The following is a 23,185-nucleotide window of genomic DNA, read 5'->3' on the forward strand; positions in this document are numbered from 1 at the left end:
AAAATTCTCTAAAGATGAGAAAAGATATACAACATTTAAAGTTAGAAGTTAAAAGTCAGAAGTTAGAAGTTTCTCCAAACTCTAAACTCCAAACTCCAAACTCATTCACAACTGCCGAAGGAATTGAAGTAAAACCAACCTATTCTAAAGAAGATATTTCCGATTTAGAACACCTTGGTTTTGGAGCTGGTTTTGCACCCAATTTACGCGGACCTTACGCAACCATGTACGTTCGCCGTCCTTGGACAATCCGTCAATATGCGGGATTTTCTACTGCGGAAGAAAGTAATGCTTTTTACAGAAGAAATCTTGCAGCCGGACAAAAAGGTTTATCCGTTGCTTTCGATTTAGCGACACACAGAGGTTACGATTCGGATCACGAACGAGTAGTTGGTGATGTTGGAAAAGCTGGAGTTGCGATTGACTCAGTGGAAGATATGAAAGTCCTTTTCAACCAAATTCCGTTAGGTGAAATGTCGGTTTCTATGACGATGAATGGTGCGGTTTTACCAATTATGGCATTCTACATCGTGGCTGCGGAAGAACAAGGCGTTGCTCCTAACCTATTGTCGGGAACGATTCAGAATGACATTTTGAAGGAATTCATGGTGCGAAATACCTACATTTATCCACCAACGCCTTCAATGAAAATTATTGCGGATATTTTCGAATATACGAGTAAAAATATGCCGAAATTCAACTCGATTTCGATTTCGGGTTACCACATGCAAGAAGCGGGAGCTACTGCTGATATTGAATTAGCTTACACTTTAGCAGATGGTTTGGAATACATTCGCACTGGTTTAGCAGCGGGAATGGATATTGATACGTTCGCTCCTCGCCTTTCGTTTTTCTGGGCAATTGGAATGAATCATTTTATGGAAATTGCAAAAATGCGTGCCGGTCGTATGCTTTGGGCAAAACTATTGAAACGATTCAACCCAAAAGACGAAAAATCATTGGCTTTAAGAACGCATTGCCAAACTTCGGGTTGGAGTTTAACCGAGCAAGATCCTTTTAATAACGTGGCTCGAACTGCTATTGAAGCAGCCGCAGCGGCTTTTGGAGGAACACAATCTTTACACACCAATGCTTTGGACGAAGCGATTGCTTTACCAACCGATTTCTCAGCACGAATTGCTCGTAATACCCAAATCTTTTTACAAGAAGAAACCAAAATTTGTAAAACGGTGGATCCTTGGGCAGGAAGTTATTATGTAGAAAGTTTAACGGCTGAAATTGCTGAAAAAGCTTGGGCTTTAATTCAGGAAGTAGAAGAACTTGGCGGAATGACAAAAGCCATTGAAGCAGGAATTCCAAAACTACGAATTGAAGAAGCAGCCGCACGAAAACAAGCACGTATCGACAGCGGACAAGATATTATTGTTGGGGTGAACAAATATCGTTTGGAAAAAGAAGATCCGTTACATATTTTGGATGTGGATAACCAAATGGTGCGCAAACAACAAATTGAACGTTTAGAACAAATCAAAGCCACTCGCGATAACGCTAAAGTTGCCGAATGTTTAGCAAAATTAACCGAAAGCGCTAAAAATGGTGGTGAAAATTTACTATCTTTAGCCGTAGAAGCAGCAAGAAACAGAGCAACATTAGGTGAAATTAGTGATGCTTTAGAAGTAGTTTTTGGAAGATATAAAGCACAAATTAGAAGTTTTAGCGGCGTGTATAGTAAAGAAATTAAAAACGACGAAAGTTTTGAAAAAGCAAAACAATTAGCTGATGCTTTCGCGAAGAAAGAAGGGCGTCGTCCTCGTATTATGATTGCGAAAATGGGACAAGACGGTCACGATCGTGGTGCGAAAGTAGTAGCAACAGGTTATGCCGACGTAGGTTTTGACGTTGACATTGGTCCGTTATTCCAAACACCACAAGAAGCTGCGAAACAAGCGGTTGAAAACGACGTACATATTTTAGGTGTTTCTTCCTTAGCAGCGGGACACAAAACTTTAGTACCACAAGTTATCGAAGAACTAAAAAAATACGGAAGAGAAGATATTATGGTAATTGTTGGAGGAGTTATCCCAGCACAAGACTACCAATTCTTATTCGACGCAGGAGCTGTAGCGGTTTTTGGTCCTGGAACTAAAATTAGCGATGCCGCGATTACAATTTTGGAGGTTTTATTGGAGGAGTAAATGATGTTAAAAAATTCAATCACAATATTTGTAATTTCAATTTTATTATTTTCTTGTAGAAATAATTCTGATTTAGCTTTAAAAATAAATCTAAAACATGAAATAGATTTTTTAAACGAAGAAATCTATTATAATGAAGAAGTTATCAAACTAATGATTGAAGATGAAATGATTCATCCAAGTGGAAATAAAAAATATTATAAAAGTCTAAAAATAGATTCGATTTCAAATAAATTATTAAAACTTAATGCAAATGAATTGAAACAAAACAAACAATTTTTGCATTCTGAAATAAAGAAAATTAAACTTATAGATTCTGAAATAAATAATTTCAACAAACAGTTTATTCCAATAGACACTATAATTAATTTAGACGATGATTTATTCAAATTGAGTTTAGAATATTACTTGAAATTCAAAATACTTGAAAACAAAAAATATATTGTTAAACAAACTACTCTTCGTTGTCAAATCCCAACAATAATAAGAGATAGCATCGAATAAAAAATCAAACCTTTTTAATATTATACAAAAAACCAGCCTCACAGCTGGTTTTCTTATTTAATCCCATCCACCGCCTTCACACCCTCTAAAAAATCAATACTTTTCACTTCTTCAAAAAAGTCGATTTCGGTTTCGTGAGGTAAAAAATCGGAGATGATGCGCACGATAAAATCTTGTGGTTTCTTCAAATATTTAAACGTGTAATCTTCCATATTTACAACCGTCTTTTCGGCTAAATCGGTTGTTCTTACAAACTTATCAGAAGTTAAAGAAGACAAACAAGGTAAGTTGAGTTTTGGCTTTTCGGTGATAATGGGTTTTCCGTTTTCAAACAAACCGCCTTCATAACCGTATAGCGAAGCATTGGTAATTTCGATAGGTTTTCCTAAATGCAAATAATCTGGTAAATGGGCTTCTTTTCCAACTACAGCGGCAAAACCCATTAACACACAAATATCGTGTGGTGGCATTTGCATCATCGCCTTAGCCGTACTTTCACGACCAATTCCAGAAACGATTACTTCGTACTTATGATTCAAATTCGGAATTCGAGCTAAAGCGTTTAGGACTTTTTCTCGCTCAATTTCCATTGGTGTTAGTATTACAATCTTCAAAATCTTAGAATTAAATCACAAAATAAAGTAATTTGAAGAAATTAGAGCGTGTATATTTTTTATATTTTTGAAGAATTATAAAATCAAATTGAATTTGCTTTTTAAAATTTAAACCACATAGAAACATAGATGGTATTAGACTCTAAAAAGTCGTTTCACTTTGCAATAGAAAACATAGCTATGTGTAACAATGAATTGGCTATAACTATCTTTTTAACTATGTTTCTATGTGGTTAATCCATTATCCATAAGAAAATTATTAACAATATAACTATATTTAAATTGCATTTTCGTTTTCACTAAATTATCTCATGTCAAAACTACCAAACATAACTACTAGCATATTTTCCGTAATGTCGCAATTAGCGAATGAGCATGGAGCCATAAATTTATCACAAGGATTTCCAAATTTCCCTGAAGACGAACGTTTATTGCAAATTTCGGTGCGTATTATACGAGAAAACATTCATCAATATACACCGATGGCGGGTTTGCCTTCGTTACTAGAAAAAATTGCGAATCAGACTTTAAAACAATACAGTAGAAAAGTCAATACAGCAACTGAACTATTGATTACCGCTGGTGCTACACAAGGCGTTTTTACTGCTATTAACACATTTGTGAATCATGGTGATGAAGTGTTGATTTTAGATCCAAGTTATGACAGTTACGAACCTTCGGTTTTGGTAGCGGGTGGAAAACCCGTTCGTGTTTCCTTAAACGATGATTATACGCCGAATTTCAACCGAATTGAAAGCGCTATTTCAGCTAAAACAAAAATAATTGTCATTAATAATCCGCACAATCCTACAGGAAGAATTTGGACAGAAAGTGACTTTGAAGCTTTGGAAACCATTTTAGAAAAACATCCTCAAATTCTTATTTTGGGTGACGAAGTATACGAATACATTACGTTTTCACAACCGCATATTTCATTTAATACACGTCCGAAATTAGTGGAGCGAACCATTATTGCTTCTTCTTTTGGAAAATCATTACACGTTACCGGTTGGAAAGTGGGTTATTTAATTGCTCCGGAAAATCTAATGTTCGAAATGAAGAAAGTGCATCAATTTTTAGTGTTCAGTGTGAATAGTTTTTCGCAACATGCGATTTCGGAATACTTGAATGTGGTGGATTTTAGTAAAGTTTCGAAAATGTACCAATGCAAACGTGATTTGTTTCAAAACTTAATCAAAGACAGTCGCTTTGAGTTGATGCCTTGTGATGGAACGTATTTTCAAGTGGTAAATTACAACCAAATTTCATCTAAAAACGATGTTGATTTTGCTAAGGAATTAATCGTAAATCATGGTGTAGCTTCCATCCCGATTTCGGTTTTTTATAATGATGCTACGGATAGACACATGCTGCGTTTTTGTTTTGCTAAAACAGATGAAACATTAATTGCTGCAGCCGAAAAATTAAATCAAATATAATTGTTAAGAACCTTATTTTTTAAATCAATTTGGAACAAAAAAACAATTAACATCAAGACATCTAACACTTTAACCCATTGTTAACAAAATTGCCTTGAAAAAACCATAAATAATTGTATTTTTACAGCTTAAAATTTTCAATAATCAAATGGGTAAAATCATTGCAATTGCCAATCAAAAAGGTGGTGTAGGAAAAACAACTACATCAGTAAACTTAGCGGCGTCTCTTGGTGTTTTAGAAAAAAAGGTACTTTTAATCGATGCTGATCCACAGGCTAATGCCAGTTCAGGCTTAGGTATTGATGTAGAAAGTGTGGAAATTGGTTCATACCAAGTTCTAGAACATAGCGCTACTCCTGAAGAAGCGACTGTTTCTTGTACGGCTCCAAATGTTTCGGTGATTCCAGCTCATATTGACTTGGTAGCTATCGAAATTGAATTGGTAGACAAAGAAAATCGCGAGTACATGCTAAAAACAGCATTGGAAAGTGTAAAAGACAAATATGACTATATTTTAATTGATTGTGCACCTTCATTAGGTTTACTAACCTTGAATGCTTTGACTGCTGCTGATAGCGTGGTTATTCCAATTCAGTGTGAATATTTTGCCTTAGAAGGTTTAGGAAAATTATTAAACACGATTAAAAGTGTGCAAAAAATTCACAATCCAAGTTTAGATATTGAAGGATTATTACTAACCATGTATGATTCTCGTTTACGATTATCGAACCAAGTGGTGGAAGAAGTTCAAAAACACTTTAACGATATGGTTTTTGAAACAGTAATTCAAAGAAACATTAAATTGAGTGAAGCTCCTAGTTTTGGAGAAAGTATCATTAATTATGACGCTACCAGTAAAGGTGCTTCTAATTATTTGAACTTAGCAGAAGAAATTATTAAGAAAAATCAATAATAGAGTAAGATGACAAAAGCGGTAAAAAAACAAGCCTTAGGTAGAGGATTATCGGCTTTATTGAAAGATCCTGAAAACGATATTAAATCAGTTGAGGATAAAAACGCAGATAAAGTTGTAGGAAATATTATTGAGCTTGATATCGAATCAATTGAAATTAATCCTTTTCAACCGAGAACGAATTTCAACGAGGAAACCTTACAAGAATTAGCCAAATCAATCAAAGAATTAGGTGTAATTCAACCGATAACTGTTAGAAAATTAGATTTCAATAAATACCAATTGATTTCTGGAGAACGTCGTTTACGTGCTTCTAAATCAATAGGAATGAAAACCATTCCAGCTTACATTCGTTTGGCAAATGATAACGAGTCTTTAGTTATGGCTTTGGTGGAAAACATCCAACGTCATGATTTAGACCCAATTGAGGTAGCTATTTCGTATCAAAGATTAATTGACGAAATCAATTTAACGCAAGAAGAATTGAGTGAGCGAGTAGGCAAAAAACGTTCAACAATTACTAATTATTTACGTTTGCTGAAATTAGATCCAATCATTCAAACAGGAATGCGAGATGGTTTTATTTCAATGGGGCACGGCAGAGCGTTGATCAACATTGAAAATCAAGATGTTCAAAGCGATATTTATCACAAAGTAGTTACACAAAATCTATCGGTTAGAGAAACCGAAGCTTTGGTTAAAAATTATCAAGATAGTTTAAAACCAAAAACAGCAAAACCTGCAAAAGGAAACTCATTTGATATTAAAGAAGAGGAGAAAAAAGCATTTGCAAACTACTTTGGAACTAAAGTTGACGTTAAAGTAGCAGGAAACGGAAAAGGGAAAATTACCATTCCATTCCACTCTGAAGAAGACTTTAATCGTATTTTAAAATTAATCAACTCTTAGTGAGAAAGCTCCACTACATATTTATTTTGACTTGTCTTTTTCTAAGTTTTAAAGGAAGAGCACAAGAGGAAATGACGTTGCAATCAAAAGATACCGTTAAATCGATTATCGACCCAAATCGCCCAGCTAGAGCGGCTTTTTATTCTGCTTTGGTTCCTGGACTTGGGCAAGCTTACAACAAAAAATATTGGAAAGTACCAATTGTTTACATTGGATTAGGAGTTGGAATTTATTCATATAACTTTAATCAGAGAGAATATCACAAGTTTCGAGACGAATATAAAAGAAGATTAGACGGCACTTCCGATCCTAATCACCCTATTTATGGTGGATTAGACAATGATAGGTTGATTCGCGCTCAAAAATTCCATCAAAGAAACAGAGATTTATCGGCATTAATCACGGCTGGAATTTATATTTTAAATATCATTGATGCTAATATTGACGCGCATTTGATGCAGTTCAATGTGAATGATAATCTTTCTTTAAAACCCGATATGAATCAAAATCAAATAGATTACAAATTCAACTACGGCATGACATTAACCTATAGTTTTTAACAAAATATTGGGTAACAATACACTTTTAACGACAACTAACCACTATGAAAATTGCACTTTTAGGATACGGAAAAATGGGAAAAGTTATTGAAAGAATAGCTTTAGAAAGAGGTCATGAAATCGTATTAAAAAAAGATCAAGAAAATACTTTTGAAGGATTATTACTTGCTGATGTTGCTATTGATTTTAGCGTTCCTCATAGTGCTGTTACCAATATTTCTGAATGTTTAAACAATAGAATTCCAGTCATTTCAGGAACAACAGGTTGGTTAGCAGATTATCCTAAAATGGTACAATTGTGTGAAGAAAAAAACGGAAGTTTTATTTATGCTTCTAATTTTAGTTTAGGGGTAAATGTTTTTTTTGAATTAAATGAATATTTAGCCAAAATGATGGCCAACTTGAAACAATACAATGTTTCAATGGAAGAAATTCATCACACTCAAAAGTTAGATGCTCCAAGCGGAACAGCTATTACTTTGGCTGAAGGTGTTATCAAACATACAGATTATGCAAATTGGACATTAGAAACTCCAATTAGCAATGACTCGAGCAATAGCGAACAGGCGAAGCAAATTCACATTGAAGCAAAACGTATCGAAAATGTTCCTGGAACACATAGTATTTTTTATGATAGCGAAGTGGACCAAATCGAAATCAAGCATACAGCACACAGCCGAGAAGGTTTTGCATTAGGAGCAGTAGTTGCTGCAGAATGGTTGGTAGGCAAAAAAGGAGTTTTCACTATGAAAGATGTTTTAGGGTTATCCTCAAAATAAAAAATTATACTATTTAACAATTAAACGATATTAAAAATGGAAATATCAAGTTGGTTACTATTTATTCTATTAGTTCAAGTAATTCACGGAATTGGAACTTGGAAATTATATGTAAAAGCAGGTAGAAAAGCATGGGAAGCATTTGTTCCGGTATATAACGGAATTATATTAATGCAAATTATTAACCGCCCGAAATGGTGGATTTTCTTATTGTTTATTCCGGTGATCAACTTATTTATGTTTCCTATCATTTGGATTGAAACTCTTAGAACATTTGGTAAAAAATCTACCGTAGATATGGTTTTAGGTGTTGTAACACTGGGACTTTACATTGCTTATGTAAATTATACACAAGAAACTACTTATCACGAAAATCGCGATTTAAAAGCACCTAACAAAACCATGGATACTTTAGGTTCGTTGTCATTTGCAATTGTAGTGGCAACTTTAGTGCACACCTATTTTATTCAACCTTACACGATTCCAACTTCATCATTAGAAAAATCGTTATTGGTGGGCGATTTTCTATTTGTAAGTAAGTTTCATTATGGAGCCAGAACTCCAATGACGCCAATAGCGGCTCCAATGGTTCACGATACTTTACCATTGATAAAAGTAAAATCATACAGTGCTAAACCTTCATTACCTTATTTCCGTTTTCCTGCATTACAAAAAATTGAACGTAATGATATTGTGGTTTTTAACTGGCCAGCGGATACTTTATTTCACATGTACAAAGCGGCTGATAAAAGATATGACAAACCTATTGATAAAAAAACCAATTACGTAAAACGTTGTACTGCAATTCCTGGAGATAAAATCGAAATTAAAGACGGAATCATTTTTATTAATGGTAAAGAATCAATACTTCCTGAAAGAGCGAAACCGCAGTATTCTTACAAAGTCGCTTGGGATGGTAAAACACCCGTTGATTTAGATTACATTAAAAAAGAACTTCACATAACAGATGCTTTTGGACAAATTGCAAAAGACACTTTAATTTTTAGCGCTTTACCACAAGCCTCAGTAGATAGATTAAGAAATATCCCTGGATTAACAAAAGTAGAACGCATCATTCATAAAGAAACTGATAAATCTATTTTCCCGGGAACAAAAGATTGGAATGTCGATAACTTAGGTCCTATATACATTCCTGAAGCTGGAAAAACAGTTGAGTTAAATAAAGAAACTTTACCTTTTTATAAAAAAGTTATAGGTGAATACGAAGGAAATGACTTGAAAGTAAACGGTGACGAAATCCGCATTAATGGTCAGGTTACCACTTCTTACACATTTAAACAGGACTACTATTGGATGATGGGAGATAATCGTCATAACTCTTTAGATTCGCGTTATTGGGGATTTGTTCCTGCAGATCACATTGTTGGAAAACCAATTTTCATTTGGATGAGTATCGATGGGATTAATGACGGCATTAGAAACTGGAGCATTCGTTGGGACAGATTATTTACTACTGTTAGTGGTGATGGTCAACCAAAATCGTATTTCCAATATTTCTTAATTGCATTGGCAGCTTACTTTGCATTTGATTACTTTAGAAAGAAAAAGAAAAACAAAGAAGAAGCTTAATTATATTTGTAGCATAAATTTCACTAGTTAGCACGATTTAATTTGTGATAATTAGTGAAATTCGTGTTTTAAAAACAATATTTTATCATGAATAACATTCTTATACATCCTACTTACTTCCCTTCTATTAGTCATTATGTGGCAATACTTCAAGCGGATTCCGTTACATTAGAAATGGAAGACAATTTCCAAAAACAAACCAATAGAAACAGGATGTATATTTATAGTCCAAATGGAATTCAAATGTTAAATATTCCCATCAAACATTCAAAAGATAAACATCAAAAATACAAAGATGTTCGTATTGAAAATGATTTCGGATGGCAGAAAAACCACTTTAAATCGCTAGAAGCAGCCTATAGAACTTCGCCTTTTTTTGAATATTTTGAAGATGATTTTCGCCCATTATTCGAAAAAAAGCATGAGTTTATCATGGATTTAAATTTGGAAATTTTTGAATTGGTAAATGAAAGTCTAGGAATACAAATTGCAACAGAGAAAACCACAGAATATTTTCACGAAGTTCCAAATTATATGGATTTCAGATATTTGGCAAACGGAAAAAAAGACACTACACAATTAGAAGAATATACCCAAGTTTTTGGAGATAAACATGGTTTCATCAACAACTTAAGTATTTTAGACTTGCTTTTTAATGAAGGAAGATATGCTGTTGATTATTTAAAAAACCAACAGATTTAATTCTCTTTTTCATTAACTTCATTGTCTAAATTTAATCGGACAATTTGAGGAAAATGGTCGCTTTGAAAAAAAGTATCAATAGTTCTGAATTGCTTTACCTCAATAGATTTATCAACTAATATAAAATCGATTCTAGCAGGATAATATTTAAAGTTATACGATTTTCCAAAACCAGTTCCGGCTTCTTCAAAAGCATCTTTCATTTCTCCTTTTATAGTTCTGTAAACATATGAGAATGCACTATTATTCAAATCACTACAAATAATTTTGGGATAGGAACAATTTTCAAAATGTTCTTTAATTATTTCAGATTGTTGTTGTTGTTTTTTAAAAGCTAAACTCAAACGTTTTAAAATAAACTTTGATTTTGCTTCATCAATTTTCTCATGAATATCGGCGCTAATTTTAACAGATTGCAAATGAATACTATAAATTCTAATGGTGTCTTTTCCTTTCAAAACATCAGCAAAAATGGCATTATTAAACGAATCTGGAAACTGAATTTCGCCTTTGTTTATAATCTTATAATTAGAATAAATGGCTTGCCCATATTTCAATTTTTCGCCATTCAATTTAATATAGGAATAAGGATATTGACTAAAATCAGCATCTTCATTGTTAGTGAAATCTTGCAAACATAAAATATCTGGTGATTTTTCATTGATTAATTTCGAAATTTGTTGGGCAACATCATCTTTTGGTAACCATTCGTAAATATTAAACAAACGGACATTATAAGTCATTACCTTAAAATCGCCCTCCTCCTTTGGCAAATTAGTTTCAGAAAATTTATAAAATCTATTAATAAATGTAATTCCTAACAACAAAACCAATCCTGACAATAACATATATCGTTTGAATTGCAACAACCAATACACAAAAAAGAAAAAATTCAGGATTAAAAACAAAGGTAAGATTAGGGTCAAAACACTCAAAAAAGGAAAGGCTTTTGGTGCTAAAAACGGTAACGAATACGCAAGGAAAGTCAATACAGTTAGTACTATATTAAAAAAGAACATTATTTTACTCAGCCACGTTTGTTCGCGCATTTATTTTCCAGCTTTAAAGAGAAATTCCTTTTCTTCTTTGGTTAAACTATCATACCCTGATTTACTAATTTTATCCAAAATATCATCAATTTGTTTTTGTGTGATATCTTTCTCTGAAAACGAATTTACAGCTTTTTTTGTTGTGTTACGATGCACCTTTTTAAAAGGAGTTTTTTTCTTAGGTTTAAAAAGGTTCAAAAAGAAATCTATAATTATCGAAATTCCTTTACTTAAATCGGTTCCGGATTGTAAGAGTTTAATGTATAAAAATCCGAAAAGTGCTCCTCCCAAATGTGCTATATGACCTCCTGTATTATTCAATGGCAACTGAAGCAAATCGATTAGCAAAATTACAAAAGTTACATGCCAGAGTTTTACAATTCCTATTAATGGAATTCTCAATAACATAAAAGGAGCATAAGTTGTTGCACTTAACAAAATGGCCATAATGGCACCACTCGCACCAATTAACAAACCAGCTTTTCCAATGATAATATAAGAGAGTACAAAGGTTAATCCAGAGAAAATTCCGCCTAAAATATAAACTCCAAATAATTGTTTATCCGTGAAATAAGTGGAAAATAATCTTCCTGAAAAATGAAGCACCAACAGATTAAAAATCAAATGAAAAAATCCGAAATGAAAAAAATTAAACGTAATTAATGTCCAAGGTGTTTTGACAAACGTTCCTATATCAGATGATAAAGCAATCCATGTTGGGATTTGAAAACTTCCAACAGAAAAACTATAAAAAAACACTAAAGACAATAAAAAGCAACCGATGTTCCAAAAGATTAACTTTTGTACCATACCACCCGTTTTGTATTGTAGTTTTAAATCGTCTAAAATGTTCATCTTTTCTCTTTGTTCTTTATTCTTTTTTCTAAAAAACTATCTATCCCAACGATTTTGATTAAATTGATTTTTCTTCCAATACCACATCATGATAAAACCAATTAACGCTCCCCCTACGTGAGCAAAATGAGCAATATTTCCACCAAAAATACTAAAACCAGTTACACCAGAGAACAAATCTAACAATACTATCACTGGCACAAAATATTTAGCTTTAACAGGAACTGGGATAAACATCATCATTAACTCTGCATTTGGGAACATAAAAGCAAACGCTACTAATAAACCATAAATTGCACCTGAAGCTCCTACTGCCGCAGATTGATTTTTAATTGCAGCATCAAATAAAATTCTGAAATCACTTTCGTTTAAATTCAATTTATCAAAAGTTGCTTGCGCATTTTCATATAATAGTCTTCCTTGATATTGATTTCCACTAACAAAATCTGTATTTAAAATAGTGTGAATATCAGCAGAAGAAATGGTTGTGTTTTGTAATTGATTTAATAATGAGTGAATTTCGTAATAATTTACTCCTGAATGAATTAATGCAGCTCCAATTCCGCAAGAAAAATAGAAAAACAAAAATTTCTTTGCACCCCAAAAGTGTTCTAAAGCACTTCCAAAAGAAATTAAGGCAAACATATTAAAGAAAATATGCATTGGACTTCCATGCATGAACATATGAGTTATCGGTTGCCAAAATTTAAAAGCATCGCTTTCAAAATAATGAAGCGCTAGTAATTCATTGGCTTGTGGCACAAAATAACTTCCTAAAAAAAATAAAACATTAATAATTAGTAACTGTTTTACAGTTTCGGTCATGTTCATCATATTGCAAATTTTTTATCTAAATCTTCAACCGTTAGCGTGATAAAAGTTGGTTTTTGAAAAGGAGAAACATTAGGCTCTTTACACGCAAATAAAGAATTTACTAAATTTTCTTGCTCTTTTTCGGTTAAATACGTTCCGGTTTTTACTGCCATACTTTTTGCCATCGATTTGGCAATACTATCGCTTTGTGAAAAACTACTTTCGGGAATTTCATTTTGTAGATTCCCAATCAACTCTTCTAAAACAATAGAAACTTCACTTTCTGCCATTCCAATAGGTAATCCAGAAATTTGAACAGAATCGGTATGGAAAGCATCAAAAACAAAACCAGTATTTTCTAGTGACGATTTTAATTCTTTCAATAAAATCATCTCATCAGAAGAAAAATATAATTCCAAAGGAAATAACAATTGTTGGCTCGAAGCTTTCTGAACTGTAATACTTGTTAGAAATTGTTCGTATAACACACGTTGGTGTGCTCTACCTTGATCAATTACCAACATTCCTGATTTTATTGCGCTAACAATATATTTTTTATGAATTTGATAGGTAGAAGTAGTTTTGGTTTCAACCACATCTTCTTCAAATAATTTACTGGTAACTTCTTCACTTTCAAACGAAAAAGCATCTATTTCTTGCGTATCTTGTTTTAGCCCTACGTACAAACTTTCCCAACTCGCACTAACTGTTTCTTTTTTATAACTTCCAAAAGAAGACAAAGGTTTTGAACTCGGTTTTTCAGTCGCAAAAGGATTAAAATTCGAATCCACTTGAATGGTTGGAAAATCTGCTTCTCTGTTTTTATATTCGTATGGCGTATCTAAAGTAGCATCGCGTTCAAAATCTAATACGGGTGCCACATTAAATTGCCCTAAACTATGTTTTACAGCCGAACGCAAAATCGCGTATAGCGAATGTTCATCGTCAAACTTGATTTCGGTTTTGGTTGGATGAATGTTGATATCAATTGTATGTGGTGGCACTTGTAAATACAAGAAATAACTTGGTTGATTACCCTCTTTCAGCAAACCTTCATAAGCACTCATGATGGCATGATGTAAGTACGCACTTTTGATATATCTATCGTTAACAAAGAAAAACTGTTCGCCTCTACTCTTTTTAGCAAATTCAGGTTTTCCAACAAATCCTGAAATGGTAATTAATTCGGTTTCTTCTGAAACTGGCACTAACTTTTCATTCGTTTTTCCACCAAAAATATTTACGATACGTTGGCGGTAATTAGAACTTGGTAAATTGTACAATTCACTTCCGTTATGAATCAAAGTAAACGAAATCGAAGGATGCGCCATCGCAACACGTTGAAATTCATCCATTACATGACGAAATTCTACCGTTTCCGATTTCAAGAAATTTCTTCTGGCTGGAATATTAAAAAACAAATTCTTTACGGCAAATGACGTTCCTTTAGGTAAAACCGCGACATCTTGGGTAACCAATTTACTTCCTTCAATGATGATATGAGTTCCAAGTTCTTCTTGGTCTTGCTTTGTTTTTAACTCCACATGAGCAATCGCAGCAATAGAAGCTAATGCTTCGCCACGAAACCCTTTGGTATGTAAATCAAATAAATCTTCTGCTTTTCGAATTTTAGAAGTAGCATGACGCTCGAAACACAACCGAGCATCAGTTGTATTCATTCCTAATCCGTTGTCGATAACCTGAACTAATGTTTTACCAGCTTCTTTAACAATTAATTTAATATCTGTTGATTTAGCATCCACCGCATTTTCCAACAACTCTTTAACCACAGAAGCTGGCCGTTGCACCACTTCTCCTGCAGCAATTTGATTGGCAACATGATCAGGTAAAAGTTGAATAATACTTGCTGCCATTATTTTTTTCTAAATATAGATAAATCAAAATCGATGATATACATGAAAATCAATAATAAAACCAATACAATAATTAAAATTCGCATGTTAAATTGACGATTACCACGGTGTCGACTGTTTTTTCGCGCTTCACTCCAATGTGCTCTAAAATCATTGTAATTAACCGACTCACGATCTCTTCGTATTGCAGAATCAAAATCAAATGGATTTTCTACTTCCTTACCTTGATAATGGCGCGGAGTATAGTTAAATCTCTTATTTTGTGGCAATTTAAATGACCCTCTTCCAAATTTAAACATATCGCATTATTTTTTTCAAATTTAGGGATTTTTATGCGTTTAACCTCCAAATTTTTGTTAACAAAAAAATCCCGATAAAATCGGGATTAGTATATGAATTTAAAAGAAAGACTTTTATTTTCTATTCAAATCTACCATTTTAATTGCAGCAATAGCAGCTTCTATTCCTTTGTTTCCATGCTTTCCACCACTTCTATCTAACGATTGTTGCATGTTATTATCAGTTAGCACACAGAAGATTGTTGGCACATCATATAAAAGATTTAAATCTTTCATTCCTTGAGTTACGCCTTCGCAAACAAATTCAAAATGCATGGTTTCGCCCTTAATTACACAACCTATTACAATTACAGCATCTAGCTCTAATTTTTCGTGCATTTGGCGTGCTCCAAAAATCAATTCAAAACTTCCAGGTACATTCCAACGGATAATGTTTTCTGGTAAAGCACCACAATCGGTTAAAGCAGAAAAAGCTCCGTTATACAAACCTTCTGTTACTTGTTCGTTCCACTCTGAAACAACAATCCCAAACCGAAAATCTTTCGCATTTGGGATTGTGTTTTTATCGTAATTGGATAAATTTTTATTTTCTGTTGCCATTTTTATTCGGTCATTGCAATGAAAGCATCAATATTCATTCCTTCTTTTGACGTTTCATATTTCTCTTTAATCTCTACAAATAATTTGTGAGCTTCTGCTTTTTTACCAGCTGTTAAAGACAATTGAGCTGCTTTTAATAAAAATCTTGGCGTTGTAAAATCATTTTCAGAAGCTTCTGCTGCTTTTTTATAATGAGCAATTGCATCGTCAACTTTGTTAGTTTCTGCTAAAGCATCACCAATTGCTCCTAAAGCTAATGGTTTTAAAATCTCATCATTCGACTTAAATTTCTCTAAATAGATAATTGCATTTTTAAAATCACCTAAATTTAAATAAGCCATACCTGCATGATAATTAGCTAAATTTCCAGCTGCAGTTCCAGAATATTGTTCTGCTACTGCTAAAAATCCTAATTTACCTTCACCACCTTTAAGTGCTAAATTGTATAAAGAATCGTTTTTCTCTGTAGCGTCAACTGCTTGTTGAAAAAATTGTTGTGCTTGGAAAATTTCGTTAGCTGCTTTTTCTTCTTTAGGCTCAACAACAAAACGATTGAATAATAAGTATGCTAATGTTCCAATCGCAATTGCACCTACAATACCTAAAAGTACTTTTTGATTTTTAGCTACCCATTCCTCAGTTTTTGAAGCCGTTTCATCTAACGTATTGAAAACTTCAGCAGTAGTACTATCTTGTACATCAATAGCTTCTACTTCTTCAAACTCATTTTCAACTTTTGCTTCTTCAGGTTTTGGAGCTTTGTAACCTCTTTTGTTATATGTTGCCATTTATTTTTAATTTAATGAGGTGCAAAAATATAATTTTTATTAAAATTTAAAACCATTTTTGTAGATATTTTTAAGATTTTCAATTTACTTTTGCAAGAAGTCTTACTTTTAGTCATATAACAACCTAAAATTTATCGTGTTTTTAAAACAGTTATCATTACTTAATTACAAAAATTTAGCCCAAATCGAGTTTGATTTTGACGCTAAAATCAATTGTTTTGTAGGAAAAAATGGTGTTGGGAAAACCAATATTTTAGATGCTATCTACCATTTAGCTTATGGAAAAAGTTATTTCAATCCGTTAGCAGTTCAAAACATCAAACATGGCGAAGAGTTTTTTGTAATTGATGCTTTACTAGAAAAAGGCGACAAAGAAGAAAAAATTATTTGCAGTTTAAAAAAAGGACAAAAAAAGACCATCAAACGCAATGGAAAGGTTTACGAAAAACTTTCAGAACATTTAGGATTGATTCCCTTAGTAATTATTTCACCATCTGATGTAGATTTAATTGTGGAAGGAAGCGAAACAAGAAGAAAATTCATTGATAGCGTTATCGGAACATTGGACAACCAATATTTGCAATTGTTGATTCAATATCAAAAAACGTTGGCACAACGCAATGCCTTATTGAAATACTTCGCTTTAAACCAGACTTTTGATGCAGATAATTTATCGATCTACAACGAACAATTGAGCGAAACCGGACAATTGATTTTTGAAAAAAGAAACCAGTTTCTAAACGATTTCATTCCGATTTTCCAAAAGCATCACACCAATATTTCGGGCGGAAATGAATCGGTTGCTTTACGCTATGAAAGTCAATTGTTCGAAAAAGATTTATTATCGCTTTTAGAAGAATCGCTACAAAAAGATAGAATTATTCAATATACAAGTTCTGGAATTCACAAAGACGATTTGATTTTTGAAATGGATGGTTTTCCAATTAAAAAATTCGGTTCGCAAGGTCAACAGAAATCATTTTTGATTGCTTTAAAGTTGGCGCAATTCGAATTCATGAAAAAACAAAGTGGCGAATTACCGATTCTTCTTTTCGATGATATTTTCGATAAATTAGATGAAACACGTGTGCAAAAAATTGTCACCATGGTAAATGATGCCGTTTTTGGACAAATTTTTATTTCTGACACTCATGCTGAACGAACAGAGATGATTATTAAAGAAACACATCAATCTTATAAAATATTTCCAATTTAAATTTCAATAATTTTAGAAACACTGATGGAACAGATTTTAAAAATCATTAAAATTTCTTTAATCTGTGTTCCAAAGAAATACTCCATAATGTTGAATTTGAAAATTACCACATAAACATTACATTTGAAAAAAAATATTCTAATGCATATTCAAACCAATTTCTCCTTAAAAAATTATAACACTTTTGGAATTGAAGCTAAAGCTAAACAGTTTGTTTCTGTTTCTTCTATCGATGAATTAAAAGAAGTGTTGAGAGCAAACAACGATATTTTTATTTTGGGTGGCGGAAGCAATATGTTGTTAACGCAAGACATTGAAAAATTAGTCGTTCATCTTAATTTAAAAGGAAGAGAAATTGTTGAAGAAAACGATGATTTTGTCATTGTAAAAGCTCAAGCCGGAGAAAATTGGCACGAATTTGTACTTTGGTGTATCGATCAAAATTTTGGTGGAATTGAAAATTTATCTTTGATTCCTGGAAATGTAGGTACAACTCCAATTCAAAATATTGGAGCATATGGAGTTGAAATTAAAGATACGATGTTTTCGTGCCATGCTTTGAATTTGAAAACATTAGAAATTGAAACTTTCACTACTGCTCAATGCAAATTTGAATACCGTGAAAGTGTGTTCAAAAACGAATTGAAAAACCAATACATTATCACTTCGGTTAGTTTTAAATTAACAAAAAGAAATCATAAAGTTTCCACGACTTATGGTGCAATTGAAACGGAATTAAAACAAAACGGAATAGAAAACCCAACCTTAAAAGATGTTAGTAATGCTGTAATTGCCATTCGTCAAAGTAAATTACCAGATCCAAAAGAATTAGGCAACAGCGGTAGTTTCTTTAAAAATCCGATTATTTCAAAAGAAGCCTACGAAAAAGCAAAAGCACTTCACCCAGAAATGCCACATTATGTAGTTTCTGAAACCGAAGTAAAAGTTCCTGCCGGTTGGTTAATTGAACAAGCTGGTTTTAAAGGCAAACGTTTTGGCGATGCTGGAGTTCACAAAAATCAAGCCTTAGTTTTAGTGAATTACGGAACGGCAACTGGAGCCGAAATTGTAGCGCTTTCGAGAAATATCCAACAAACGATTTTAGAAAAATTCGGAATTGAGATAGAAGCAGAAGTGAATATTATTTAGTTAGGAGTTAGAAGTTGGGAGTAAAATCTTTATGTTCTTTTTTTAACACATAGACACATTAGATTTGCTTTGTGTTGATTTTAGGCATTTCACTTGACATAGTGAACATAAGTAATCTGTTTTAATCCGCGTTTTGCATTAGCAAATCTGTTCTATCCGCGAGCTAAATTTTTCAACTTTAAAGATTTCTTCCATTTCTTCAATCTGTATTCCAAAAATTTTGAATTTGTTTTTGAGATTTGTTTGGAATTTGAGATTTGTTATTTGGATTTTAATTAATTTTGCAGTTCAAAATAGAAAAAGATGAAACTTGTATTAGTAACCATTGGACTTTTAGGACTTGCGTTTGCAGGTATCGCGATAAAAATTTGGGCAAAAAAAGACGGAAAATTCGCTGGAACTTGTGCTAGCCAAAGTCCGTTTTTGAATAAAGATGGAGAAAACTGTAGCTACTGCGGAAAAACTCCTGAGCAAATGAAAGACTGCAGCGAACCTTCGCACTCTTAATTTTCAAAATTTATGATACTAACAATACTCTTAATCGCTTTTGCGGTTATCGTGTTTATTCAATTTATTTATTACCTTTTTATTTTCGGAAAATTCTCATTTGGTAAAAACCAAGAAGGAACTCCGAAACGTTTACCTATTTCTATTATTGTTTGTGCTAAAAACGAAGAAGAAAATATCAAAAAGTATTTTCAAACTTTGGTTACCCAAAACTATCCTGATTACGAAATTGTCTTAATTGACGATGCTTCGAGCGATGAAACTTTGGAATTATTTGAAGCTTACGAAAAGCAATATGCGAATGTAAAATTGGTAAAAGTTCAAAACAACGAAGCGTTTTGGGGTAATAAAAAATTCGCGTTAACCTTAGGAATTAAAGCCGCAAAAAACGAATATTTAGTATTTACTGATGCGGATTGTTATCCAGCGTCAAGCGATTGGTTGTTGCAAATCTCAACTCAATTCACAAAAGAAAAAACCATTGTTTTAGGTTATGGCGCTTACGAAAAAGTAAAGAATTCTTTCCTAAATAAAATCATTCGTTTTGAAACGATGTTAACCGCTACCCAATATTTCTCTTGGGCAAAAGTTGGTAAACCTTATATGGGTGTTGGTCGGAATTTAGCTTACAAAAAAGAAGAATTTTTCAACGTTCGTGGTTTTATGGATCACATGAAAATTCGTTCGGGCGATGACGATTTGTTTATCAATCAAGCGGCGACAAAGAAAAATACAGCAATTTTATATACTCCAGAAAGCTTTACTTTTTCGGAGCCAAAAACTACTTTTTCATCTTGGGTGTACCAAAAAAGAAGACATGCTACGACTGCGAAATACTACAAAGGATTTGATAAATTTCAGTTGGGATTATTTTTCTTTAGTCAGTTTTGGTTTTTAGTTTTGGCTATTGTTTTGTTAGCGTTTCAATTCCAATGGATGATTGTGACTGGAATTATCGTATTTAGATATTTATTCGCTTGGATTTCTCTAGGTTATGCAGCTGGAAAACTAAAAGAAAAAGATGTTATGTATTGGTATCCAATTATCGAAATTGTACTTATCTTTACACAATTGAGCGTATTTTTTAGAAACCTCATCTCAAAACCTGTACATTGGAAGTAAATTCAGTAATCATTCAAGAAAATATTGAAAAAGCAAAAAAGGGAGACCAAGTTGCTTTCACATTTTTGTTGGATTTTTTCTGGAATGAAGTTTATGGCTTCATGTTAAAACGCACCGAAAACGAAACCGATACTGAAGATATTGTCATTGAAACTTTCGCAAAAGCATTCGATAAAATCTCTACGTACAATCCTGAATACGGTTTTAATACTTGGTTGATTGCGATTGCAAAAAATGTACATATTGACATGCTTCGTAAAAAGAAATCGTCATTATTTATTGAAATGAATGATGAAGAAGACCATCAAGCCTATAGCGTTGCCGATGATTCCAATTCTGCTGAAGATGAATTGATTATCGAGCAAAATTTAGCCCAATTACTTCAATACATCAAACAATTGAAACCTGCTTATCAGGAAGTCATTCAAATGCGTTATTTTCAAGAAATGACCTATCAAGAAATGGCAGAACAAATTGACGAACCGCTAAATAACATCAAAATTAAGTTACTTAGAGCTAAAAAATTATTGGCGGAGATTATTTCAGGGAAGTAATTCACTTTTACATTTCCTAAAACTTTACTAAAGTTTTTACTTTTTCTAAATTCTTACTTCAAAATTCTAAATTTTATATGGCGCTTTTATTGTTTTTTTTAAGGTCATATAGAATCGCTTTCTTTTTATCGGTGTTTGCAAGCAAACGAGTTTGTTTTTAGCGATTTCATATCGTATCTTTGCCTATCAAAATTTTGATTATGGACACGGCTATTGACAATGTTTTTCCACCAAGAGAACCCAAACCAAAATGGTTGCGCGTAAAATTACCAACAGGTAAAAACTACACCGAACTTAGAGGTTTAGTAGACAAATACAAACTGAATACAATTTGTACTTCGGGGAGTTGTCCTAACATGGGTGAATGTTGGGGTGAAGGAACCGCAACTTTCATGATTTTAGGAAATATCTGTACGCGTTCGTGCGGATTTTGTGGTGTAAAAACCGGTCGTCCAGAAACGGTGGATTGGGACGAACCTGAAAAAGTAGCGCGTTCTATCAAAATTATGAACATCAAACATGCCGTAATTACGAGTGTGGATCGTGATGATCTAAAAGATATGGGTTCAATTATTTGGGCAGAAACCGTGAAAGCGATTCGCCGAATGAATCCACATACGACATTAGAAACGTTAATTCCAGATTTTCAAGGCAACACAAGAAATTTAGACCGAATTATTGAAGTAGCTCCGGAAGTAGTTTCGCACAACATGGAAACCGTAAAACGTTTGACTCGCGAAGTACGTATTCAAGCGAAATATGAAAAAAGTTTAGAAGTGTTACGCTATTTGAAAGAGCAAGGCATCAAAAGAACTAAATCGGGTATCATGTTAGGTTTGGGTGAAACGGAAGAAGAAGTGATTCAAGTTTTACATGACTTAGCCGATGCAAAAGTGGATATTGTTACTATTGGTCAGTACTTACAACCCAGTAAAAAACATTTACCAGTTAAAGAATACATCACGCCAGAACAATTTGCGAAATACGAAAAAATAGGAAAAGAATTAGGTTTTAGACATGTGGAAAGTGGCGCTTTAGTGCGTTCTTCTTACCATGCTGAGAAACATATTCATTAAAAAGGTTATGAGATTAGAAGGTTATAAGTTTAAAAGGGTTGGCAAAACCTCTAAACTTAATTACCTTTTAAACTTTTAAACCCATAAACTTTTAAACTCAAGAATGAAAACAAGAATTGCTATTAATGGTTTTGGAAGAATTGGACGAAATTTGTTCCGATTACTTTTGAATCATCCTACTATTGAAGTAGTTGCCATCAACGACATTGCGGATAACAAAACAATGGCGCATTTGGTAAAATACGATAGCATTCACGGTGTTTTGAATCAGAACGTTTCTTTTTCTGAGAATTTGATTATAATCGATGATAAATCTTTTTTATTTTTTCACGAAAGAGAAATCAAAAATTTAGATTGGAAGTCGGTAAACGTTGATATTGTTATTGAATCGACGGGAAAATTCAAAACGTTTGAAGAGATTAACCAACATATTTTAGCTGGAGCGAAAAAGGTTATTCTTTCAGCACCTTCTGAAGTGGATGAAATAAAAACCGTTGTTTTAGGTGTAAACGAACATATTTTAGACGGAAGTGAAACCATAATTTCTAACGCAAGTTGTACAACAAATAACGCAGCTCCGATGATTAAAATTATTCAGGAATTATGCGAAATTGAACAAGCGTACATCACCACGGTTCACTCCTACACTACCGACCAAAGTTTGCACGACCAACCGCATAAAGATTTAAGAAGAGCTCGTGGCGCAGCGCAATCTATTGTTCCCACAACAACTGGTGCAGCCAAAGCATTGACTAAAATATTCCCAGAATTAGAAGGAAAAATGGGCGGTTGCGGTATTCGCGTTCCAGTTCCAGATGGTTCATTGACGGATATTACTTTCAATGTAAAACGACAAGTTTCTATTGAAGAAATCAACTTAGCATTCAAAAAAGCTGCCGAAACTAATTTTAAAGGCATTTTAGATTATACGGAAGACCCAATCGTTTCTGTAGATATTATTGGGAATCAAAACTCTTGCTTATTTGATGCGCAATTAACATCTGTTATTGACAAAATGGTTAAAATTGTAGGTTGGTACGACAATGAAATTGGTTATTCTTCACGATTAATTGATTTAATAACATTCGTTTCAAAAAAATAAAGTTTTTTATTATCG

General features: G+C 33.1%; 24 protein-coding genes. 16 read left to right on the forward strand and 8 right to left on the reverse strand.

The window, feature by feature from the left end; genetic code table 11:
• Positions 1 to 14: 14 nt before the first annotated feature.
• Positions 15 to 2,156, forward strand: coding sequence for a methylmalonyl-CoA mutase (gene scpA / locus V7P59_RS12080; protein ID WP_333810409.1), 2,142 nt, complete (start codon positions 15 to 17; stop codon positions 2,154 to 2,156).
• Between the two features lie 3 nt (positions 2,157 to 2,159).
• On the forward strand, positions 2,160 to 2,660 hold the full coding sequence (locus V7P59_RS12085) for a hypothetical protein (RefSeq protein ID WP_333810410.1): 501 nt from the start codon (positions 2,160 to 2,162) through the stop codon (positions 2,658 to 2,660).
• Between the two features lie 53 nt (positions 2,661 to 2,713).
• Here the strand turns inward: V7P59_RS12085 and V7P59_RS12090 are convergent, their stop codons facing one another.
• Complete coding sequence (locus tag V7P59_RS12090) at positions 2,714 to 3,274, reverse strand: hypothetical protein (RefSeq protein ID WP_333810411.1); 561 nt, start codon at positions 3,272 to 3,274, stop codon at positions 2,714 to 2,716.
• A gap of 311 nt (positions 3,275 to 3,585) precedes the next feature.
• Between V7P59_RS12090 and V7P59_RS12095 the strand changes: the two genes are divergently transcribed.
• The 7 genes from V7P59_RS12095 (at position 3,586) to V7P59_RS12125 (ending at position 10,166) form a co-directional block, all read left to right on the forward strand.
• A complete protein-coding gene (locus tag V7P59_RS12095) occupies positions 3,586 to 4,713 on the forward strand; it encodes a methionine aminotransferase (RefSeq protein WP_333810412.1) in 1,128 nt (375 codons plus the stop codon).
• Positions 4,714 to 4,861: 148 nt separating this feature from the next.
• Positions 4,862 to 5,626 carry a ParA family protein gene (locus tag V7P59_RS12100; RefSeq protein ID WP_333810413.1) on the forward strand — a complete coding sequence of 255 codons (765 nt, stop codon included), beginning with the start codon at positions 4,862 to 4,864 and terminating at the stop codon, positions 5,624 to 5,626.
• Between the two features lie 9 nt (positions 5,627 to 5,635).
• On the forward strand, positions 5,636 to 6,535 hold the full coding sequence (locus V7P59_RS12105; RefSeq protein ID WP_333810414.1) for a ParB/RepB/Spo0J family partition protein: 900 nt from the start codon (positions 5,636 to 5,638) through the stop codon (positions 6,533 to 6,535).
• A complete protein-coding gene (locus V7P59_RS12110; RefSeq protein ID WP_333810415.1) occupies positions 6,535 to 7,095 on the forward strand; it encodes a DUF5683 domain-containing protein in 561 nt (186 codons plus the stop codon). The genes V7P59_RS12105 and V7P59_RS12110 overlap by 1 nt, the downstream gene beginning before the upstream one ends.
• Positions 7,096 to 7,139: 44 nt before the next feature.
• On the forward strand, positions 7,140 to 7,874 hold the full coding sequence (gene dapB / locus V7P59_RS12115) for a 4-hydroxy-tetrahydrodipicolinate reductase (protein WP_333810416.1): 735 nt from the start codon (positions 7,140 to 7,142) through the stop codon (positions 7,872 to 7,874).
• A 36-nt stretch (positions 7,875 to 7,910) separates the two neighbouring features.
• Positions 7,911 to 9,464 carry a signal peptidase I gene (lepB, locus tag V7P59_RS12120; RefSeq protein ID WP_333810417.1) on the forward strand — a complete coding sequence of 518 codons (1,554 nt, stop codon included), beginning with the start codon at positions 7,911 to 7,913 and terminating at the stop codon, positions 9,462 to 9,464.
• A gap of 87 nt (positions 9,465 to 9,551) precedes the next feature.
• Complete coding sequence (locus V7P59_RS12125; RefSeq protein WP_333810418.1) at positions 9,552 to 10,166, forward strand: WbqC family protein; 615 nt, start codon at positions 9,552 to 9,554, stop codon at positions 10,164 to 10,166.
• Here the strand turns inward: V7P59_RS12125 and V7P59_RS12130 are convergent.
• From V7P59_RS12130 to V7P59_RS12160, 7 genes are all read right to left on the reverse strand, one after another.
• On the reverse strand, positions 10,163 to 11,215 hold the full coding sequence (locus V7P59_RS12130) for an endonuclease/exonuclease/phosphatase family protein (RefSeq protein ID WP_333810419.1): 1,053 nt from the start codon (positions 11,213 to 11,215) through the stop codon (positions 10,163 to 10,165). The two genes, V7P59_RS12125 and V7P59_RS12130, sit on opposite strands and share 4 nt — an antisense overlap.
• Positions 11,216 to 12,070, reverse strand: coding sequence for a rhomboid family intramembrane serine protease (locus V7P59_RS12135; RefSeq protein ID WP_333810420.1), 855 nt, complete (start codon positions 12,068 to 12,070; stop codon positions 11,216 to 11,218). It abuts the gene before it with no gap.
• 36 nt (positions 12,071 to 12,106) lie between these two features.
• A complete protein-coding gene (locus V7P59_RS12140) occupies positions 12,107 to 12,904 on the reverse strand; it encodes a rhomboid family intramembrane serine protease (protein WP_333810421.1) in 798 nt (265 codons plus the stop codon).
• Entirely contained in the window at positions 12,901 to 14,757 is a 1,857-nt protein-coding gene (gene mutL, locus V7P59_RS12145) for a DNA mismatch repair endonuclease MutL (RefSeq protein WP_333810422.1), read from the reverse strand. Before mutL ends, V7P59_RS12140 begins: the two co-directional genes overlap by 4 nt.
• Complete coding sequence (locus V7P59_RS12150) at positions 14,757 to 15,056, reverse strand: hypothetical protein (protein WP_333810423.1); 300 nt, start codon at positions 15,054 to 15,056, stop codon at positions 14,757 to 14,759. Before V7P59_RS12150 ends, mutL begins: the two co-directional genes overlap by 1 nt.
• Before the next feature lie 114 nt (positions 15,057 to 15,170).
• Positions 15,171 to 15,656 (reverse strand): 6,7-dimethyl-8-ribityllumazine synthase, encoded by a 486-nt coding sequence (gene ribH / locus V7P59_RS12155; RefSeq protein ID WP_333810424.1) that lies wholly within the window; start codon positions 15,654 to 15,656, stop codon positions 15,171 to 15,173.
• Between the two features lie 2 nt (positions 15,657 to 15,658).
• Positions 15,659 to 16,444 carry a tetratricopeptide repeat protein gene (locus V7P59_RS12160; RefSeq protein WP_333810425.1) on the reverse strand — a complete coding sequence of 262 codons (786 nt, stop codon included), beginning with the start codon at positions 16,442 to 16,444 and terminating at the stop codon, positions 15,659 to 15,661.
• Between the two features lie 136 nt (positions 16,445 to 16,580).
• Here V7P59_RS12160 and recF point away from each other — a divergent pair, with 136 nt between their 5' ends.
• The 7 genes from recF to gap all read left to right on the forward strand — a co-directional run bounded on the left by recF (position 16,581) and on the right by gap (position 23,170).
• Positions 16,581 to 17,660, forward strand: coding sequence for a DNA replication/repair protein RecF (gene recF / locus V7P59_RS12165; protein WP_333810426.1), 1,080 nt, complete (start codon positions 16,581 to 16,583; stop codon positions 17,658 to 17,660).
• A 141-nt stretch (positions 17,661 to 17,801) separates the two neighbouring features.
• Positions 17,802 to 18,809 (forward strand): UDP-N-acetylmuramate dehydrogenase, encoded by a 1,008-nt coding sequence (murB, locus tag V7P59_RS12170; RefSeq protein ID WP_333810427.1) that lies wholly within the window; start codon positions 17,802 to 17,804, stop codon positions 18,807 to 18,809.
• Between the two features lie 303 nt (positions 18,810 to 19,112).
• Positions 19,113 to 19,316, forward strand: a complete 204-nt coding sequence (locus V7P59_RS12175) for a hypothetical protein (protein WP_026724852.1) — start codon at positions 19,113 to 19,115, stop codon at positions 19,314 to 19,316.
• A gap of 12 nt (positions 19,317 to 19,328) precedes the next feature.
• Entirely contained in the window at positions 19,329 to 20,438 is a 1,110-nt protein-coding gene (locus V7P59_RS12180) for a glycosyltransferase (protein ID WP_333810428.1), read from the forward strand.
• Positions 20,429 to 20,992: an RNA polymerase sigma factor gene (locus V7P59_RS12185; protein WP_111567675.1), complete on the forward strand. Its 564-nt coding sequence runs from the start codon at positions 20,429 to 20,431 to the stop codon at positions 20,990 to 20,992. The genes V7P59_RS12180 and V7P59_RS12185 overlap by 10 nt, the downstream gene beginning before the upstream one ends.
• Positions 20,993 to 21,192: 200 nt before the next feature.
• On the forward strand, positions 21,193 to 22,068 hold the full coding sequence (gene lipA, locus V7P59_RS12190; protein ID WP_333810429.1) for a lipoyl synthase: 876 nt from the start codon (positions 21,193 to 21,195) through the stop codon (positions 22,066 to 22,068).
• Positions 22,069 to 22,171: 103 nt separating this feature from the next.
• Complete coding sequence (gene gap, locus V7P59_RS12195; protein ID WP_333810430.1) at positions 22,172 to 23,170, forward strand: type I glyceraldehyde-3-phosphate dehydrogenase; 999 nt, start codon at positions 22,172 to 22,174, stop codon at positions 23,168 to 23,170.
• The last annotated feature ends 15 nt before the right edge of the window (positions 23,171 to 23,185 follow it).

It is taken from the genome of Flavobacterium sp., from assembly GCF_036782315.1.
Lineage (GTDB): Bacteria > Bacteroidota > Bacteroidia > Flavobacteriales > Flavobacteriaceae > Flavobacterium.

Coding starts and splice junctions, on each gene's coding strand:
- scpA (WP_333810409.1), top strand. CDS start 15: ATGAGAAAAGATATACAACATTTAAAGTTAGAAGTTAAAAGTCAGAAG.
- V7P59_RS12085 (WP_333810410.1), top strand. CDS start 2,160: ATGTTAAAAAATTCAATCACAATATTTGTAATTTCAATTTTATTATTT.
- V7P59_RS12095 (WP_333810412.1), top strand. CDS start 3,586: ATGTCAAAACTACCAAACATAACTACTAGCATATTTTCCGTAATGTCG.
- V7P59_RS12100 (WP_333810413.1), top strand. CDS start 4,862: ATGGGTAAAATCATTGCAATTGCCAATCAAAAAGGTGGTGTAGGAAAA.
- V7P59_RS12105 (WP_333810414.1), top strand. CDS start 5,636: ATGACAAAAGCGGTAAAAAAACAAGCCTTAGGTAGAGGATTATCGGCT.
- dapB (WP_333810416.1), top strand. CDS start 7,140: ATGAAAATTGCACTTTTAGGATACGGAAAAATGGGAAAAGTTATTGAA.
- lepB (WP_333810417.1), top strand. CDS start 7,911: ATGGAAATATCAAGTTGGTTACTATTTATTCTATTAGTTCAAGTAATT.
- V7P59_RS12125 (WP_333810418.1), top strand. CDS start 9,552: ATGAATAACATTCTTATACATCCTACTTACTTCCCTTCTATTAGTCAT.
- V7P59_RS12130 (WP_333810419.1), bottom strand. CDS start 11,215: ATGCGCGAACAAACGTGGCTGAGTAAAATAATGTTCTTTTTTAATATA.
- V7P59_RS12135 (WP_333810420.1), bottom strand. CDS start 12,070: ATGAACATTTTAGACGATTTAAAACTACAATACAAAACGGGTGGTATG.
- V7P59_RS12140 (WP_333810421.1), bottom strand. CDS start 12,904: ATGATGAACATGACCGAAACTGTAAAACAGTTACTAATTATTAATGTT.
- mutL (WP_333810422.1), bottom strand. CDS start 14,757: ATGGCAGCAAGTATTATTCAACTTTTACCTGATCATGTTGCCAATCAA.
- V7P59_RS12150 (WP_333810423.1), bottom strand. CDS start 15,056: ATGTTTAAATTTGGAAGAGGGTCATTTAAATTGCCACAAAATAAGAGA.
- ribH (WP_333810424.1), bottom strand. CDS start 15,656: ATGGCAACAGAAAATAAAAATTTATCCAATTACGATAAAAACACAATC.
- V7P59_RS12160 (WP_333810425.1), bottom strand. CDS start 16,444: ATGGCAACATATAACAAAAGAGGTTACAAAGCTCCAAAACCTGAAGAA.
- murB (WP_333810427.1), top strand. CDS start 17,802: ATGCATATTCAAACCAATTTCTCCTTAAAAAATTATAACACTTTTGGA.
- V7P59_RS12175 (WP_026724852.1), top strand. CDS start 19,113: ATGAAACTTGTATTAGTAACCATTGGACTTTTAGGACTTGCGTTTGCA.
- V7P59_RS12180 (WP_333810428.1), top strand. CDS start 19,329: ATGATACTAACAATACTCTTAATCGCTTTTGCGGTTATCGTGTTTATT.
- lipA (WP_333810429.1), top strand. CDS start 21,193: ATGGACACGGCTATTGACAATGTTTTTCCACCAAGAGAACCCAAACCA.
- gap (WP_333810430.1), top strand. CDS start 22,172: ATGAAAACAAGAATTGCTATTAATGGTTTTGGAAGAATTGGACGAAAT.